Source organism: Streptomyces sp. NBC_01216, assembly GCF_035994945.1.
GTDB lineage: Bacteria > Actinomycetota > Actinomycetes > Streptomycetales > Streptomycetaceae > Streptomyces.
This window is the reverse complement of the sequence record NZ_CP108677.1, coordinates 26,367-43,848: the sequence shown is the minus strand read 5'-3', so window position 1 is coordinate 43,848 and position 17,482 is coordinate 26,367. Positions and strand designations below refer to the sequence as shown.

17 protein-coding genes are annotated in these 17,482 nt (G+C 69.7%); 13 read left to right on the top strand and 4 right to left on the bottom strand.

Annotated features, from left to right (window positions below; all coding sequences use genetic code 11):
- Positions 1 to 21 precede the first annotated feature (21 nt).
- Positions 22 to 1,428: an IS1380 family transposase gene (locus tag OG393_RS00180; protein WP_327372432.1), complete on the top strand. Its 1,407-nt coding sequence runs from the start codon at positions 22 to 24 to the stop codon at positions 1,426 to 1,428.
- Between the two features lie 151 nt (positions 1,429 to 1,579).
- Here OG393_RS00180 and OG393_RS00175 read toward each other — a convergent pair whose 3' ends face one another.
- The 4 genes from OG393_RS00175 to OG393_RS00160 form a co-directional block, all read right to left on the bottom strand.
- Positions 1,580 to 3,079 (bottom strand): YncE family protein, encoded by a 1,500-nt coding sequence (locus tag OG393_RS00175; RefSeq protein WP_327372431.1) that lies wholly within the window; start codon positions 3,077 to 3,079, stop codon positions 1,580 to 1,582.
- 781 nt (positions 3,080 to 3,860) lie between these two features.
- Entirely contained in the window at positions 3,861 to 6,374 is a 2,514-nt protein-coding gene (locus OG393_RS00170) for a hypothetical protein (RefSeq protein WP_327372429.1), read from the bottom strand.
- 3 nt (positions 6,375 to 6,377) lie between these two features.
- Positions 6,378 to 6,728, bottom strand: coding sequence for a helix-turn-helix domain-containing protein (locus OG393_RS00165; RefSeq protein ID WP_327372428.1), 351 nt, complete (start codon positions 6,726 to 6,728; stop codon positions 6,378 to 6,380).
- A gap of 9 nt (positions 6,729 to 6,737) precedes the next feature.
- Positions 6,738 to 7,841 (bottom strand): tyrosine-type recombinase/integrase, encoded by a 1,104-nt coding sequence (locus tag OG393_RS00160; RefSeq protein WP_327372427.1) that lies wholly within the window; start codon positions 7,839 to 7,841, stop codon positions 6,738 to 6,740.
- Between the two features lie 103 nt (positions 7,842 to 7,944).
- On the opposite strand from OG393_RS00160, the gene OG393_RS00155 reads away from it, so the two are divergent.
- From OG393_RS00155 to OG393_RS00100, 12 genes are all read left to right on the top strand, one after another.
- Positions 7,945 to 8,187, top strand: a complete 243-nt coding sequence (locus OG393_RS00155) for a hypothetical protein (protein ID WP_327372426.1) — start codon at positions 7,945 to 7,947, stop codon at positions 8,185 to 8,187.
- Positions 8,184 to 8,744 carry a WhiB family transcriptional regulator gene (locus OG393_RS00150; RefSeq protein ID WP_327372425.1) on the top strand — a complete coding sequence of 187 codons (561 nt, stop codon included), beginning with the start codon at positions 8,184 to 8,186 and terminating at the stop codon, positions 8,742 to 8,744. The genes OG393_RS00155 and OG393_RS00150 overlap by 4 nt, the downstream gene beginning before the upstream one ends.
- Positions 8,745 to 8,746: 2 nt before the next feature.
- Positions 8,747 to 9,589, top strand: coding sequence for an Lsr2 family DNA-binding protein (locus OG393_RS00145; RefSeq protein WP_327372424.1), 843 nt, complete (start codon positions 8,747 to 8,749; stop codon positions 9,587 to 9,589).
- 3 nt (positions 9,590 to 9,592) lie between these two features.
- A complete protein-coding gene (locus tag OG393_RS00140) occupies positions 9,593 to 10,081 on the top strand; it encodes a hypothetical protein (RefSeq protein WP_327372423.1) in 489 nt (162 codons plus the stop codon).
- A 10-nt stretch (positions 10,082 to 10,091) separates the two neighbouring features.
- Positions 10,092 to 10,592 carry a hypothetical protein gene (locus OG393_RS00135; protein WP_327372422.1) on the top strand — a complete coding sequence of 167 codons (501 nt, stop codon included), beginning with the start codon at positions 10,092 to 10,094 and terminating at the stop codon, positions 10,590 to 10,592.
- Positions 10,552 to 11,217, top strand: a complete 666-nt coding sequence (locus OG393_RS00130; protein ID WP_327372421.1) for a histidine phosphatase family protein — start codon at positions 10,552 to 10,554, stop codon at positions 11,215 to 11,217. Before OG393_RS00135 ends, OG393_RS00130 begins: the two co-directional genes overlap by 41 nt.
- A gap of 13 nt (positions 11,218 to 11,230) precedes the next feature.
- Positions 11,231 to 12,385 (top strand): hypothetical protein, encoded by a 1,155-nt coding sequence (locus OG393_RS00125; RefSeq protein ID WP_327372420.1) that lies wholly within the window; start codon positions 11,231 to 11,233, stop codon positions 12,383 to 12,385.
- Positions 12,385 to 13,326 carry a phosphotransferase gene (locus tag OG393_RS00120; RefSeq protein ID WP_327372419.1) on the top strand — a complete coding sequence of 314 codons (942 nt, stop codon included), beginning with the start codon at positions 12,385 to 12,387 and terminating at the stop codon, positions 13,324 to 13,326. The genes OG393_RS00125 and OG393_RS00120 overlap by 1 nt, the downstream gene beginning before the upstream one ends.
- Positions 13,241 to 14,338 (top strand): hypothetical protein, encoded by a 1,098-nt coding sequence (locus OG393_RS00115; RefSeq protein ID WP_327372418.1) that lies wholly within the window; start codon positions 13,241 to 13,243, stop codon positions 14,336 to 14,338. Before OG393_RS00120 ends, OG393_RS00115 begins: the two co-directional genes overlap by 86 nt.
- A 923-nt stretch (positions 14,339 to 15,261) precedes the next feature.
- Positions 15,262 to 15,486, top strand: coding sequence for a hypothetical protein (locus tag OG393_RS00110; RefSeq protein ID WP_327372417.1), 225 nt, complete (start codon positions 15,262 to 15,264; stop codon positions 15,484 to 15,486).
- Positions 15,483 to 16,388 (top strand): XRE family transcriptional regulator, encoded by a 906-nt coding sequence (locus tag OG393_RS00105; RefSeq protein WP_327372416.1) that lies wholly within the window; start codon positions 15,483 to 15,485, stop codon positions 16,386 to 16,388. The genes OG393_RS00110 and OG393_RS00105 overlap by 4 nt, the downstream gene beginning before the upstream one ends.
- Positions 16,385 to 17,392 (top strand): DUF6207 family protein, encoded by a 1,008-nt coding sequence (locus OG393_RS00100; protein WP_327372415.1) that lies wholly within the window; start codon positions 16,385 to 16,387, stop codon positions 17,390 to 17,392. Before OG393_RS00105 ends, OG393_RS00100 begins: the two co-directional genes overlap by 4 nt.
- The last annotated feature ends 90 nt before the right edge of the window (positions 17,393 to 17,482 follow it).

The window sequence follows — 17,482 nt, the reverse complement described above, 5'->3', positions numbered from 1 at the left end:
CCACCTGGAAGGCACTTCTGCGTGCAGGCTATCCGTTCACGTCCCCGGATTCATGTCTCCACCGACGGCTCGGGGGCGGTCGGACATGCCGGAGCACGTCTTCTGGCAGATCTCGCCGAGGCCACGGGCCTGACAGCCGCGTATTCTGCCGCGCTGGGTCAGCTGCGGCCGCGCGGGACCGGCCACGATCCCGGCCGGATCGCCGTGGACCTTGCGGTGATGATCGCTGACGGCGGCGAGACCATCACGGACCTGGCCGTACTGCGGGACCAGAGCGAAGTGTTCGGCCCGGTGGCCTCCACACCCACCGCCTGGCGGCTGCTCGCCCACATCGACGACACGGTGCTCGCTTCTCTGCGGTCCGCCCGGGCCCAGGCCCGTGAAGTGGCCTGGCTGCAGGCCGCCGACCAGGGCGAGGACGTCCCCGTGGTGAAGGCTGCCGGACGCGAGATACCCGGCCTCGTACTCGACATTGACGCCACGCTGGTGACCTGCCATTCCGAGAAGCAGGATGCCGCACCGACCTACAAAAGCGGGTTCGGCTACCACCCGCTGCTGTGCTTCCTGGCCAACACCGGCGGCGCCCTGGCAGGCAGGCTGCGTCCAGGCAACGCCGGCGCGAACACCGCGAGCGACCACATCAGCGTGCTCGACGACGCACTCGCCCAAATCCCCGACGCCCACCGATACGGCACCGACCTGCTGATCCGCGCCGACAGCGCCGGATCCGCGAAAGCATTCCTCGCCCACATCCGTGACCTGCACGAGCGCGGCATCCGTACGTCCTTCTCGGTCGGCAACCCGGTCACCGAACCGGTCCACCGCGCGATCCGCACCCTTCCCGACCGACTGTGGCACCCGGCCCTCAACCAGGACGGCAGCCTGCGCTACGGCGCCGAAGTCGCCGAGCTGACCAGCATGGCCGACCTTGCCAGCTACCCGGCCGGAACCCGGATCATCGTCCGCCGCGAACGTCCGCACCCCGGCGCCCAGCTGTCCCTGTTCGACACCGTCGAGGACCTGCGCCACCAGGTTTTCCTCACCGACACCCCCGTTGCCGGGGGTGGTTCCGCCCAGTTCCTGGAAGTTCGCCACCGCGGACATGCCACGGTGGAAGACCGCATCCGCTGCGGCAAGAACACCGGCCTCGGCCGCTTCCCCTCCCGCCAGTTCGCCGTCAACGCCGCCTGGCTCGAGCTGTCCCTGGCCGCCGGTGACCTGATCGCCTGGACGCGGCTCCTCCTGCTCAACGGCGACCTCGCCACCGCCGAGCCGAAGAAGCTCCGCTACCGGCTCCTGCACGTCGCCGCCCGCCTCACCCGCGGCGGACGCCGCCTCCACCTGCGGATCTCCGCGACCTGGCCTTGGCGACACGAACTCGCCGCGGCCTTCCACAGGCTCCAAGCCCTGCCCCGACCAGCCAGCTGACCCGCACGTCCCTGCTTGCCCGCAACCTGAAAGATCTCGGAGACTCCGGCCAACGCGCCGGCACTTCAGCCTGCACGCACCGCGAAGGCACCCCCACCATCGGCAAGTTGACGATCAGCAGCCCCTCGTCACCCCAACTGAAAGAGCGAGGCTAGGAGCAGGTGGCCAGGATGATGGAGATGACGGTGCAGTTCGCGCTTGCGGTGTCGTTGGCGGTGTTGGGGTCGGTGGGTGCGGAGGTGGTGCGGGTGGTGGTGGCCTGAATGTGGCCCAGGGAGAGCAGATGCAGCGGGATGCGGAAGGTCTTGCTGGGGGCGGCGCCGTTGGCGATCGTGTCGTAGGTGCAGGTGACGGTGGTGGCGGTGGCGGTGCAGCCCGGGGACAGGTGGGTGGCGGTTGCGCCGGGCGGCAGGGTGGTGGTGAGGGTTGCTGAGGTGACCGTTCCGGGGCCGGTGTTGCGGGCGGTGAGGGTGTAGGTGAGGTAGGGGACCAGGATGCCCAGGTGCGGCTGCGCGGTCAGGTCGACGTCGATGTCGGCGGGCGGGGCCAGGTAGGTGTACTGGCCGCCGGGTGAGGGGGCGCTGGTGCCGCCCGGGGTGGTGACGGTGACGTCAACGGTGCCCGCAGTGTGCGCGGGGACGGTCGCGGTCACGGTGAAGTCGTCGACGACGGTGACATCGGTGGCGGGGGTGGTGCCGAAGGAGATCGCGCTGGTGCCGGACAGGTGGGTGCCGGTGATGGTGATGATGCTTCCGCCGGCGGGGGTTCCGGTGGCGGGGCTGATGGCGGTCACGGCCGGTGGCGCCTGGGCGGTGTCCAGGTTGTAGGTCGCGGCGCTGAGGGTGCCGGTGCCGGTGACGGTGTTGGTCGCCGGGTCGATCACCGAGACGGACGGGGGGTAGAAGTTGGAGACGTATACGGCGATGCCCGACGGGTCGGCCAGGACCTCCACCGGGTTGTCGCCGACGGGGATGGTGGTGCTGACGGTGTTGGTGGCGGTGTCGATCACCACGAGGGCGTCTTCTGTGGGCAGGGCCGTGTATGCCTTCGCGCCGTCCGGGGAGATGGACATGCCCTGCGGGCGGGAGCCGGTGTTGATCGTGGCGGTGACCGTGTTGGTGGCCGTCGAGATGACTTGAACGGTGTTGCTGTTGTACGCGGTCACGTACACGGCTGTGCCGTCGGGGGTGACCGCGAGGTTGCCAGGTCCGCTGTTGGGCAGCCCGATGACCGTGGTCACAACCTGGGTTGCGGTGTCGATGGCGGTGACCGAGTTGGTGCCGTAGCCGGCCACGTAGGCTCGTTTGCCGTCAGGGGTGAAGGCGATGGCGTCCGCCCCGCTCACGCTGATGTCCGCGATGACGGTATTGGTCGCGGCAGAGATCACCGCGATCGCATAGGAGGACCCCGACGGGGCGAGGTGAGCGACGTAGATCTGCGCTCCGTCCGGGGACACCGCTACCGCCCACGGGAGGTAGATGCCGACGATGGTGTCGGTGACCGTGCCCGTCTCGGTGGAGACCACCGAGACCGTGCCCTCGAGCCGGTGCGTGGCATACACGGTGGAGCCGTCGGGACTCACCGCCAGATCCCAGGTACGAACGCCGAGCGGGAGCGTCGCGGTGCTCGCACCGGTGGACGGGTCCACCACCTGAACCGCCTTGTTTCCAGGTGCGTACAGAGGCCGGGCCGAGCCGGTCTCCGCAGAAGCGGCCGTGGCCGTCGTAGCCGTACCGAGCCCGGTCGCGGTCAGCAGACCGGCACACAACACCAACCCGGTCCGGCGCAGGAAGCGGCGGGTGGCCCCTCTGCCGGGAAGAGAACGCAACAAGACAAACCCCCTGGCACCGGTACGCCCGGCCCGGCGGTCGGCAGACCGCGCCACGTCAGCCCGGCCTGGCGATCCGCGAACGGCCCTGACAGCGCGATCCGATCCCGGTACCGGGTCGAACATTACCCAAAGCGAAATTCTATGTACACAGCGCAGTTGCCATCCGCACCCACCTCCGTCGGCGACCCCTCGGAGGCGGGGCGGCCCATCCCGGGCTGATCGCAGGTGCGGCCTCCTTCGTGCCGCCCCGGCCCCTCCCTGCCGGAAATGGGGATGCTGTCGAGACCGCATGGAAGCCGGATCCGTGAAAGCGCAACGTTGTCACGCAGGGTGATTACGCCAGAGCGTTGGCGACGCACTTTGATTGGTCTCATCAGATCCAGTGATCACAACCGGCTTCGGCCGTCCCCCGGGAGTTGCCGTAGGCGACTCTGTTCCGTGCTTGCTACGACGAGCGAGCACCCGCGGTTCGGGGCGGCATTTGCGCAGCGGCCCTCCCTGAGCGGCACAGCAGGCCCGCGAGGACACGGCCGAACTGCGCCAGTACCTCGATGTCAGCAGCGAGTGTCAGCACCTTCCGAGGGTGCAGCGAATCCGAGGTTCAGGGAGCCGTGGGTTGGTGGCGGCTGGCGACATCGGCGGCGTAGGCGTTGTCCTGCCCGCCGATGCGCTTCCAGGAGTCGGCGGTGTTGTGGTGGATGCCGAGCAGTCGGCTGACCATGACGGCGGGCAGTTCGGAAGCCAGCTCGACGAGGGCAGTGTTGCGGGCCATGCGTGGCCGGACGCCGAGCGGATGGAGGCGACGGACGAGCTGGCTGCGGCTGAGGTGCTGGGCCGGGAATCGGCCTGGGAGCAGCCAGCGCTCGCCCGCGGAGTCCGTGGTCATCGCCTGGGCGTGGAGCGTTCGGATGTGGTCGTCCAGGGGTGGGGGCATTTGGGCTGGGACCTGCCCGAGTCGGAGCAGTACCGCGCTTGGGGTGACCTCCACGTGTTCGGTGGTGAGGGCGACGATCCGGGACAGGTTCTGGGCGAAGAGGAGGGCGAGGAGCCCCGCCGCCTTGTCGGGCACCGGGATCCCGTCGTCGTGGAGGAGGCGGTTGACCAGTTGCCAACGGGTGTCCTGAGCGATGAGTTGGCCGGTGAAGGCGGGGGTGGGGAGTTCGACGGCCAGTTGGCGGGTGTGGCCGTTGCGGTTGGTCCAGGCGAGGAAGCCGTGTACCCGCGGGCCGCGGGCGGGGTAGTCGTCCAGCCACGTGTCCAGAAAATCCTGGGTGCATGCGCTGAGGGCGATGTTCTGGGTGTGGAGCCAGGCGAGGAGCCGGACGACTTGGGTGACGTAGGCGCGGATGCCATGCGCTTGGGCTTGGCTGACCGGGCGGCGTCGAGAGAAGCGACGAAGGCGGCGCAGCAGGTGCCAGGTGATGTACGCCTGGAGTACTTTGCGGCTCTGCGGGTCACGGACCTGCGTGGTCCGTGCCGCGAGCCAGCGTTCGAGCGTGGCGAGTTGCTCATCTCGCGCGGGCAGGGCGCCGCCGGCCACCAGGTGCATGCGGAGGTTGTCGACCACCTTGTCTGGCCGCAGGCCGTCCAAGGTGTCATGGGTGATCGGCCCGCTTCCGGCTGCCAGCGTGCGCAGCACGCTGAGCCGGGCGGGGCGGCGGTTTAGCCAGTACAGGACGTTGGTGCCGGGCTGCCTCAGCAGGGCGTTGAAGACCGGTTCGATGCCGGGGCGCATGCGTCCTCCGGCGCTGAGGATGTCTCGAAGCCGTGCGCGGGCAGCGCAGTCGGGGCAGAGGCCGTAATGGTGCAGGTGGGTGGCTGTGCCGCACTCTCTGCACGGCCGCTTGCGGGCCGGGTGGTGGCGCCAGCAGGTGGGGCACAGTTCGTCGCCGTTCGGCGTGATGCCGTGGATGCGCAGCGTCCGGCCGCACTGGGCGCAGGGGCGTGGTGTGGCGCCGCAGGAGGAGCACAGCGGCTCTCCGTCGACCGTGCGGTAGCTGACCTGGTTGTCGCGCTGGCAGCCGACGCAGATGGCACGGGGGCGCCGCTTCCGTGTGCACGGAACGCAGATGGGGGCGTCGGTGGAGATGTGCAGGCACGGGCGCTGTTCCCCACACTCGCTGCAGGTCGCGGTGGGGTACTGGTGGCAGCGCTGGCACAGCGGGCGGCCGTCTTTGCGAGCCCGGATGTAGCGGCGCTCGCCGCACTGACCGCAGACCTGGTGGACGACTGGGTTGTGGTGCCGGCAGGCGTGGCACAAGGGCAGGCCGTCATGGGTCCGACCCATCACCGGCCGGTCGCGTCCGCACCGGGCGCATGCCTCGGCGCGTGCGGCGGAGCGGCACTCGGTGCAGCAGCGGAGCCCGTCACGTGTACGCGGCAGCGGCACGTCCCGGCCGCAGTAGGGGCATGGCGGGGCCACGACGTTCACCGCTCCTCGCTCCTGGAGCGCCGCGATGAGGTGCAGGACTTTGACCGAACCGTGGACGCCTTGGCCGGTCAGCAGGCCGGGCCGCTCCTCCAGAGCCCACAGCAGCTTGCGCTGCCGGGCCATGACCGGCGCAACCGCTCGAACGGCCTCGGCAACCGTCTCAACGGGCAGATTCGGGCAGGTCTGCTGGATGATCCGGCACAGCCCTTCCATCGGGTCGGCGCCGTCCTCTGGAGGGTGAGCACGGCATCGGGGCTGCCCGTCGCGGTCCCGGGTCATGAACTCGTGGCGGCCGCAGACGGCGCAGGGATTCGCCTTGTGCCGGCGTCGCCCCTCACAGGTGTTGCAGATGCGGGACGTGCTGTCGGGAAGGACGCCGACAAGGCGTCGCGCTTGGCCGCAGCTCCCGCAGCGTGGCTGCTGAACGTGAACGGCACCCTGTTCGCGCAGTGCCCGGATGAGCCGTTCGACGATGGTGGGCGACTCCGACCGCCCCTGCGTCAGCCACGTCAGGTCCCGCTGGAGGAGCTCGGCGAGCTTCCGCCGCTGAGTGCCGCGGGGAAAGGTGCCCTTCACCACGGACCGGATCAGCTCGGGAGGCATAGCCGGTTCGACGACGGCGACCGCCTCGGCGATCACGCCTTCGGGGTCGATTGCGTAGCGGGGAAGGGCGGAGGCGTCCACGCGCTACTCCCCCGCGGGTGTGATACGGGCCCGCTTGGGCCGGTAATCGCCGACACCGGCTGCAGGGCCGGCAGCCGTGCCGTCGCCTCCTGCTGCTGCCGTCTTCCTGCCCGCCGCCCGTGCGGCCACTGGTTCGATCAGGTCCTCCATGCGGCACTGGAGGATGTCGAGGAGCGCCATCAGCGTGGTCAGGCTGAGCCGTTCCGGACGCTCGACGACCAGCCGGTAGACCTGGCTGGCCGACAGGTCAATGCCGCGCTCAGCCAGCAGGGGCCGCAGATCGGTGGTGGAGAACATGCCGCGGGTGGCCATGACCTCCCGCAGATGCCACCGGTAGTCCAGTTTCGTCGTCACGTCGTCTCCCTACTGTCCCTGGTGCAGGGCCTTGTCCAAGACCTTGCGCATCATCGTGTTCATGAAGTCCCCGCTCACTCCGGTGTAGAGCGCGGTCGTCGAGGCGTAGCGGTGGCCGACCTGCCGCTGGACGAACGCCGGGTCGGCGCCGTCCTCGATCTGGTGGGTGACATGGCTGTGCCGCAGACAGTGCGGCACGAGATCGGAGTCCAGGCCCAGCGCCTCGCGGTACTCCGCGAAGCGCTCCTCGATCTCGCGGCTCTGGAGTCGGCCGCCGCGCTCGGTGGGCCACAAGGCGGCCCCGGCCACGGCACGATAGCGGGGGCGGATGTTGGTGACGTAGTCGTCGACCGCTTCCACGGCCCAGGGCATCACGCTCAGAACGGTCCGACGACGAGGCGGGGAACCCTTGGACCGCTTGCCGTACCGGACGTGCAGCGTTCCGAACCGGCCCAGGTCCGCGGCCCTCGGATTGCGGTACCAGTCGTTGAGATCCAGCTTCGACGCCTCCGTGCACCGCAGCCCCCAGCCGTAGAGGACTTTGAACACGGTGGCGTCCCGGTATGCGGCCAGGGCACCTTTGCGGCCGAGTCTGATGGCGCGCTCGACCTGGTCGTCGGCGTAGTCGAGGAGAAGCTGGATCTCCTCCCGGGTCATCGGCCGTCGGCCCGCCTGCCCCTCGTAGTCGATGAGGTGTGCGGCGGTGTTCCACTCGTGGCAGATCTGCACCGGGTGCGTGCCGAAGCGCCGTTCGCATTCCTGGGGCCACTGATAGTGCGGCGAGGTGATGTAGTCGCTGAACAGGCGAACGGCCGTCTGGTAGCCGCGGATCGTCGACTCCGCGCGGTGCAGTTCCGCGATCAGGTAAGTCGTCCACTCGTCCATCGCGGCGGCCGACCAGTTCCACGGGTAGGCCCCGGCGAAATCGTTGAACTGCCGCACCACGCGCAGACGGTCGCCGATCGTCTTCGCCTGCAGACGCCGGCCTCCACGCTGCTGCCGCGTCCAGCCTTCCAACATCGCCTCGAAAACGGCGTCTTCGGGATGTAGAAGCGTCACGCCGTTCAGCAGCACCAGCCGGGCAGAGCCTTCACTCAAGTCCGTCGTCGTCACGCAGCCCTCTTTCTCGGGGTGCGCGAATCATGCATCAGATGACTGATCCACGGCAAGAGCGCAGGTCAAAAGCCTGCCTCGCCCACCCTCAGGAGGCACAGTGATGCCGCAGATCCCCAGCTCAGACAGCCCAACCTCACGCATCAAATGCAATTCCCCGGAGTCCGCCCCGTGCTCCCGCTGGGCGCAGCCCGACGTTCACCACCTGGTCCTCGCCGACGTCCAGGAGCTCGCCCTCCCCATCCCGTGGCTGCACGGCCAGCTCGGGCCGTGGCGCCCCACGCAGGACCTCGTGGACCAGGTCCTCCTCCAACTCCCTCATCTCGCTCCGGAGGGCACTTCATGAGCGGCAACCGCACCGGCGTCCCACAGCCGCCGACGTTCATCGCGGCCGACGACCGGATCCCCTTCCCCCACACCGACCAGGCCCTGCGCTGCCGCACGGAACCCGGCCTGTTCGCCATCGAGGACATCCACAACACAGACGAAGACCCCCGCGCCCGGGAGAAGGCGCTCGTCAAGGCAAAGCACGCCTGCTCCGGCTGCCCGATCGTCAAGGGCTGCCTGAAGTGGGCGCTCGCCAACGCCGACCTGACGAAGGCCGGGGTGTGGGCGGCGACCACCGCCCGCGACCGTAAGCAGCTACGCAAGCAGCTCGTGGCGCGGCTCGGGGACGACTGGGTCGGCGTGGTCGCTGAACAGGACCGGCTCCGGCGGGAGAGGGCACGCGCGGCGCGCGTCGTGCCGCCGACCGTCCGTGAACTGGCCCTCGCCCGCCTCGAGCTGGAGTCCATCCCCACCCGGCCCGCGCCGTACAACCGCTGGAAGGAACCGATCACCCCCGCACAGGCCGCGTCCAACCGGCGCGTGCTGGAGCTGGTCGCCAGCGGCAAGGCGGCCTGACCGTGTTCACCGACTGGACCGAAGCCCTCGAGGCCGAAGCGCTGCCCCTGGACCCGAACCCGCAGCAGCAGCTCGCCGCCGCGGCCCGGGTCACCGCCCGCAGCTCCCGCGACAAGGACGACATGGTGCTGCTCCTGGACGTCCTCGGGCTGCCCACCGACACCGACACCCTCACCGCCCTGCTCCCCCTCATCCCGGAAACCGGAGACGCACCCACGATGACGAACACCCCCGCCGCCCCGGCCCTGTCCGCGCACGAGGCCATGGCGATCTCCATGCACAACAACGGCGACACCGAGCAGGCCATCCGCGAGGCCACCGGCCTGAGCGAGACCGAACTCAGCGACCTCCTCGCCAGCCACGTCCTCGGACTGCCCCGCACGGCCGCCGACGCCCCGGGCATCGAAGTCCCGGTCGTCCCGCTCGCCGTCTCCAACGAGATCCAGGAACTGCTCGACTGGGCGGCCGCGCACCCGGCCGCCTCGGTCCGCAGCCGCGCCGCCCGCATCACCGCCGACCTGTCCGAGCTGACCGAGCGCCGCGACAGCGAGGCCGCGCAGCGCGAGGCGGAGGCGAAGGTGGCCAAGGCCAAGGCCGAACTGGAGAAGGCGCAGGAGGAGCTGCGCACCGTGAAGGCCGGCACCCGCACCACCACGGCGGCCGCCACCGCGCCCACCCCCATCCGCTCGGGCCTGGGCAGCGGCCGCACCCGGGAGGAGCTCGCCGCCATCAGGACGTGGGCGCGCGCCAACGGCCACCAGGTTGCCGACGCGGGCATGGTGCGCAAGGCGGTCCTGGAGGCGTACGACGCCGCCCACCAGACGCCGGTCCGGAAGGCTGGCTGACCCATGGGCGACGACGCGATAGCGCTGGACGGCTTCCTGGACGAAGAGACCGTGCCGGGTGACCTGCACGGGTCGACGGCGCGGTTCCGCCTCACCGTCTCCCCGACGGACGAGCGCACGGACGAGATGATCCTGCCGTGCAGCGTCGCCGACGCGGAGCTGGCGCACGCGGTCATCCACGACCTGGTCCCCGGCGACAAGCTCCGCGTCACCGGCTACCTCCGGCTCCCCCGCACACCGGACGAGCCGATGTGGCTGGTCGTCACCGCGCTCACCGTGCTGGAAACCGCGCCGCTGATGACTGACCCGGCCGCCGTCGCCACGGCCCTCATCGAGCGGTACGGGCCGTACGTCTGCTGGTTCGACGCCGACACCACCGACGTGGAGGTCTTCACCGAAGACGGCACGTGGGTCGGCACCGCGCCCGAGCCGAACGACCTGGGCGAGCTGCTCGAAGCCTTCGAGCAGCGCCAGGCCGCCGGCGGCGAGTAGCGGAGCCGCCGTGCCCATCCGTCCCGAGAACCTGCACCGCTACCCGCGCGACTGGAACGAGATCAGCGCGCGGATCCGGTTCGAGCGGGCCCGCGGCCGCTGCGAGTGCACAGGCCAGTGCGGCCTGGCGCACCCCGGCGGCCGCTGCCCCGCCGTCCACGAGGAGATCCACCCCGATACCGGGTCCGTGGTCGGCCTCACCACCGCCCACCTCAACCACACCCCCGAAGACGTGCGAGAGACGAACCTGCTCGCCGCCTGCCAGCTCTGCCACCTGCGCATCGACCACGGACACCACCGGATCACCCGCTCCATCACCCTCGCCGCCCGTACGGCGGCCGCCGGACAGCTCGGACTCCTCCCCGAGACCGCGCTCACCCGCACAGAGCCGCCCACCCCGCCGCGCCCCATCCGGGACCGCACCCGCACGGCCACGCTTCACCAACTCCCCTTCCCTGAACCTGAAGAGGATGACGATGCTCTTCCTTGTTCGTCACGCCGAATCGATTGAGAACGCCACCAAGTACACCGGCTTCTACGAGAACCCCCGCCCGTGGACCGGGCCAGCCGCGCATGCCCTGTCCCGGGACATCGTCGGCCTCACTCCCCGAGGCTTCCACCAGTGCCTGTGGCTGCGGCAGACGCTGCGGGACCTGACCGGACCCGACCCGGCGATCCGCACCTCGCAGTACCGCCGCGCCCTCGACACCGCCGAACTCGCTCTGCCCGGCCTGCCCTACGAAGTGACCGCGCTCCTCAACGAGCAGCACTACGGCGCAGCCACCTACATGACCAAACACGAGCTGTACGCCACCTACCCCGAGGGGGCGGAGGACCGGCAGACCCGCAAGCACCTGTGGACGCCCCCGGGCGACGGTGGGGAGTCCCTCGCGGGCGGCGTCCTGCGGCGGGCCACGGCGTTCGTCGACGGCCTGCACACCGCCTCCGCAGCGAATGTCGTGGCGTTCACGCACCACACCGCGATCCTCGCGCTGCGCGCGGTCCTGGAGCGCCGGCCGGTGACAGAACTGGTCGACGAGGCCCGGGAGCACAAGACACCCAACGCCGCCGTCCTGGTCTACGAGCAGATCGACGGCCTGTTCCACGCCCGCAGCACCATCCAGCCGGACTGCTGAGGAGGCCGCGGCCATGAACAACGTGCTGTACCTCAACGGGCCCGTGCAGAACGGCCCCTTCACCCTCGCCGAACGGCCGGGCAAGGCGGCTGGCATCCGCGCGGCCGACGCGCTCAACGCCCTCCTCGGTACCGGGCCGGTCCCGCATCTGTGGAACACCGCCACCTTGGCCGGAGACCTGCGCCACCGCGACGCCCCGGACCGTGGCACCGTCGGACGGCAGGAGCGGGAGGAGCGCGCGATCGCCGCGAAGTACGTACCGGGAGCGGCTCCGTCCGGTGGCGTTCTCACCGACACCGCGCCCGTCGTGGCCGCCCTCGCGCTGGAGATGACCGAGCGCCTCCTGCAGGACAGGGTCCTGACCCTCACTCCCGTCGCGGTCCGTCTCTGCACCCGCTGCGGCCACATGACCGGCACGGTCGCCCACGCCTGCCGGGCGTGCGGGCACCAGGGCTCCCGGCCGCACACTCGGCGGTTGCTGGTCTGGGACCGGTCCCCCGGCACGCCGGTGCTCGCGCGTGATGACTTCCACGCCCACCACGCCAAGCCACCAGGGCATCTGCTGACCATCGCGCAGAACGTCCCGGAGCGGCTGATCCTGTCCCGCACCCGCGACCACGGCATCAGCCTCGCGCCGCTCGGGCTCGACGGCCTGGTCCTGGACCCGCGGGTCGGCGTGCACATCGCCGTGCTGGCCGCCGCCGCCCGGCACGGTGCCGGGCAGCCGGTGATGACGGTCACCGAGAACGCCGCGGTGAACGTCGCTGCCTACGGGGCACCGTTCCGCAGGCACAACGGATCGCGGCTGCGGTACGCGTTGCACGGGCGCATCCCGTACGACGACACCGCGACGCTGGAGCGGCTGTGCGAGGTGCACCGCGTCAGCCCGGCGCTACGAGAGCTGTTCCTCACCTGGTTCCTGCCCCTGTGCTCACTACACATCCGGGCGGGCATCACCGCGGCCCAGCTCCCGGGCCTGCTGAAGTTCTGGCGCCGCGCCCACCTGACCCGGCCGGACACACCCGGGAGTGACGCCCGCGCCGAACTTCGGCGCCACGTCGCGGCGGGTGATATGCGCTGGGTCATGGACGTCCGGATCCTGTCCCGGGCCATCCCCGAGTACCCGGTCATCCACGGCTTCGCAGAGGAGCCGGGAGGAGAGAGCTGATGAACGAGAACAACTGGCAGTTCGTCAAGAAGCGGACTGCCGCCGACGGAGTGGTGTACGTCTCCGCCGACGGAACGCGCTACCGGCGCACTGGCGGAGCCGAGCTCCAAGCGGAGGCAGAATTCCAGCGCCGGATCGCCGACCTTAACTACCCGGTCCCGCACGTCCTGGAGGAGGGCGTCACCGACGACGGCCAGTACTACGTCGTGGAGGAGTCGCTGGGCGACCAGACGCTGCACGACCGGGCGGTGGCGTCCCTGGACGGCGGCCGTGCTCTGGCCGACGACGTCGCCGACACCGCCGCACAGGTCGCCGCCCGGCTGCTGCGCGCCCAGGCCGCCCACCTCGTCCAGCCCACGCCCGGCTCACTGCGGCAGTGGCTGGACAGCGCCGGGTTCACCCAGAACGTCTTCCAGGAGAACCCCGACCTGGACAACACCCGGACGCACGCCGCGCTCGATCACGCGCTGGACCGCCTTGGCACGGTTCCCCTGGCGGCGGGCCACCTCGATTACGGCCTGCCCAACGTCCTTCCGGCCGGGGTCATCGACTGGCAGCACCACGGCCTGGTGCCACTCGGATACGACGTCCTCCCGGCCCTGGAAATCATCGCCTTCAAGGGCGGCAGCAAGGGCTACACCGCCAGCCCCGGCCAGCGGCGCCGCTACACCGCCGTGCTGGACGACGCGAGCCTGACCGCAACCGGACAGCCGGTCAGCCAGAACCTGGGCGCATACCTGCTCGTCAAGGCCCTGTTCTTCCTCGCCCTGATGCGGCCCACCGACCCCTCCCGTACGGACAAGCACCTGAAGTGGCAGTACCGCCGCCATCTCTTCACGAAGGGACTCGAGCAGTATGAGCGCACCGGGACGGTCGATACCGCCCTCTTCCTCCGGCTCGAAGAGTTCGCCGCTGGGCACAGCGCTGGCGACCATCCGTGACCGCGACTACCTCCTGGACCGCGCCGGGGTGATCTTCAAAGTCGTCGGCGATGTCCATCCCGGCACGCACTTCCTGGGGTACGTCAAGTACTACCCGGACGACCGCGGCGACCGGGTGCTGTTCGGCCGGACGTACCGGCAAAACAGCGTCGTGTCCAAAGCGTTCGGGATCCTCGCCGACCGGCCCGAGTGCTACATCTACTCCCCCGCCGTGGGATGCGTCATCACCGGCGTGCCCCGCGAGGAGATCATCACCCACTACTCCTGCCGCCAGACCCTCACCGCACTGCACCAGGCCCCCGGCCTCCTGGACCAAACAGCGGTCGGCGACGACCTGCTCGCCATCATCAACTGGATCGTCGCGGCCGGCGCTGCGGACGTCATCGGCGTGACCGGGTCCTTCCTCGTCGGCGCCTGCAACGCCCGCTCCGACATCGATCTGGTCTGCTACGGGCCGCACGGCTACGAGGCCGCGCAAGCACTGTTCGCCGAACGTGCCCTCATCCACCCCTACGAGGGCGAGACCCTCACCCGGCTGTACGTCCGGCGCGCCAAGTACATGGTGGGAGGAAGCTTCGACGCGCTCATGCGTCAGGAGGCCCGCAAACTGCAGGGACTGACAGCCGGAGCGGGGGCCCACATCAACTGCGAGCCGCTGAGGGCCGACGGCGACAGGACGTTCGCCGGGGTGGTTGCCAAGGAGGTGGGGGCGATCTCCGTCCTTGCCCGTATCACGGATCACTCCGAAGGCCTGGTCACGCCGGCGCTCTACGGGATCGAAGTGGACACGGTCACGGAATCCACGGTCGACGAGCCGTCCGTGTTCGCCCGCCGGATCACCCACCTTCGCAGCTACCTCGGTGCGTACACCGGTGCGTTCCGCACCGGCGACGTCGTCTACCTGTCCGGCCGGTTGGTCCACATCCAAGGCCCCGATGCCCACAGCGGCTTCGGCATCGAGCTGACCCCGTGGTCGGCAGCCGAGTCCTTCCTCGCCAACCTGGCCCGCTGAGTCATGCTCACAGCGTCCATGGCCGCGCTCACGGCTGGCGGCACCCTTACCCGTGCCCCCGGCCGACGGTCCACCGGAGCCCATCCCCCGCACCCCGCGCGCAGTCCTGACTCACAGCATCTTCCTCCATATCCGGGCCCGGACCACGACCGTGGAATGCGAGGGGGGCGACACGTGGCGTACGGTCCGGGCACCGCCCGCCGAGCCCGGAGCCGTCTTGATCACCACCATGCGGCACCCCGCCGCGCAGACGACCGCCGCCACATCCCCAACCCTGACCACGGCGCACCCGCGACCTGGTGGTCTGACCACACGACCAGCACATTGAAGGCCCGTGCCCCCGGCGAATCGCCGCTGGGGGGCACGGGCCTTCTCGCATTTCAGGGACCGCCGAAGCCACCTTCACGCGCGCAAGCCAGCGATATCGAGAGGGGATCCAGCCGGGCAGGGTGGCCATCTACGGCTGGTGTCGCAGGCGGCATCGACGGCAGCGGCGCCCACTGGTCAAAACGCTGCCCTTCAACAGCTCGACGAAGGCTCCCGCCCGGCACGAGGGCGGGCGGGAGCAATGCAGTCCCCTCCGGTCGTTCTTCAGCACGAAGGGACAGCACGGCCTTCCAGACGGGAAGGTCCGACGCCTCAAGGGCGCCCGCCTCCATGGTGCGCCCAGCCGGGGGTGCCGCAAGACGATGTGCATTTTCGCCGTCAAAAGAGTTCGTTTAGCACTGTTTTGCCCTCACCGCGGAGCGTCGTGGCGTATTGAGAGCGGGACGCCTCCCCACCCCTGACGGCATTGTTCCGTAACTCCATGATCACGTTGAGTGGTTGACGGTCGGCACACCATGCTGGATCCAGCCCCCGCGGCGCGTCAGCACCGCCACGGAAGGCCCTTTCAGACGGACCCAGTTCAGGGGAATGGTGCGATGCCCAAGAAGCAGAAGTGGATCGTTGCCGTGCTGGCGACAATCCTCGCGTGGAGCACGGTCATGACCGTACTGGGGCAACTCGCGGCTGTAGCCGCGCTGCTGCCCTCGCTCGGCCTGCTCGTGCAGCAGATCGTCGTCGCCTTCACCGGCACGGAGACACGGCGCGCCGACGCCGTGGACTCCCCGCCGGCCACGGCCGGGCCGGAGGAGCCACTGCGATGACCCCACCGTCCGTCCCGGAGCAGCCCAAGGCAGAGGAACCGAGCCGGCGAGGCCGCAAGCAGGGGCCGATCTCACAACAGGCGGGCGCCTGCCACCAGGCATGGCTGAAACCGGTACGCAACCGCCTGGCCGCCTCCCGCCTCACTCTCGACGAACTCGTCGGCCTCACCGGCTACTCCAAGACCCGTATCTCCGCCCTCCTGCGCGGCATGGAGTACTACCCCACCTGGGAGATCACCTACAGCGTGGTGCGTGCCCTGGACCTTCCCGTCTGGCCACTGCGCCGACTGTGGGCCGGGGCTGCCCGCGAAGCCAACAAGCCCCAGACGTGGATCGAGGAACGCATACACGAGGTCCAGTACCTGACGCAGGAACAACCACCCGTGGCCCACCAGGCCTTCACCCAGGCAATGCGAGGGCCCTACACCGCCTACGCCCGCACCTTCCTCCAAGACAGGCGCGCCACCTGGGTCGTCGCGGAGACCTCCGACATCCTCTGGCTCCGCTGGGACGAAGCCGTCGCGAGCCCTGACGTCCGCCGACACGCATGGCGCCTGCTGCGCTCGCGCGTCATGCTCCGCGCCCATCACCACCCCGACGGCCACCCCGACCTGCGTTCCGCGTCGTTCTCCACCGTTGCCCAGAGCCAGATCGACGACATGGCGACTCGTCTGGCCGAAATCGGTGAGATGGCTGCCTTCTTCGACGCCGTCGGCCGCCTCCCCCAGGACCACCTCGACCTCGTCGTCCTGCGCTACCTGTGCGGCATTGATGAGGACACCCTCCCCACGGTCACCGGCCTGTCCCCCGCCCTCATTCACGCCTACGACCACCACGCCCGAGGGGCACTGGAGAGCATCTACCCCCACCATGACAACCCGGGAGTGATCACCCCGAAATGAGCACCATCGACGACCTCCTTGCCCGAGCCCTGCTGCTAGACGACGTGCAGGTGCCGCGAGACACCGTCGCGTACGAGGACACCGCCTACCCCCCTTCCACGCCTGAGGCGCTGCCCCTGGCAGAGGGCTACGGCCGTGACCTGGCAGACGAAACCGCGGCAGCGTACCTACGGTCGCTGTGCGAAGTGGCCGTAAGCCGCTCCACCCCAGGACAGCTCTCTGACTTCATCACCGACCAGGTCCCCGCCCCCCGCGGCGCATGGATTCTCGGCTGCCTTCTGGAACTCGCCGGCGCTGGCGACAGCGCACGCTTCTGGTGGCAGTACGCCGCCGGTGCCGAAGACACAGCCGCCTCCTACTGCCTCTACCTTCACCACCGGGCCCTGGGCGACCGCCAAGCAGCCGCCTTCTGGCATGAGCAGACCGACACCACCGACACCCCTGCCAACACGGCCAGCATCGAAGAAAGCATCCCAACGTTCCTTCGCATCCTCAGCCGCCTCACCCCTACGGCCCGCCGCGCACACACTGAGGCCGCCCGCGCCGTCATGGAGTACGTCTCCGCAGCCGTTGCCGCTGGCTACGCCCGCCATCCTGAATACGAGATCCCCCTGCCCGGCCCGTACTTCGCCGAGCAGATTCAGATCATCCTCGCCGCCACCTCAGCAGCCCCGCACACCCCACATGACCGGCAACAGCAGTCAGCCACGACGCTTCCCAACCGTCCTACCGCCGACTCCCCCGACCATCCCGACGAAGAATGTGCAGCGGAGCCGGAACGTGTCCTGGTCGAGATCGCTGCTTCGGACGACGAATCCGCATCCGCGTTCCGCGAAGCAGTTGCCGCCTGCTGGGAGAGGGCCACCGTCGACCGAACCCCCAGGAGAACCGACCGGTCCGGCGTACGGATGCGCTACTACCTCGACCGACGCCCCCTCACCAAGGCACCCCAGCCGCGAACCACACAGGCAACCGAACCAGCCGGGTCACAGACGACCCGATAGCCACCACACCGAATCGACCATCTCAGCAACGCCGAAGGGGGTTCTCGTGTCACCCAGACAGCCGGGTGACACGAACCCCCTTCGGCGTCG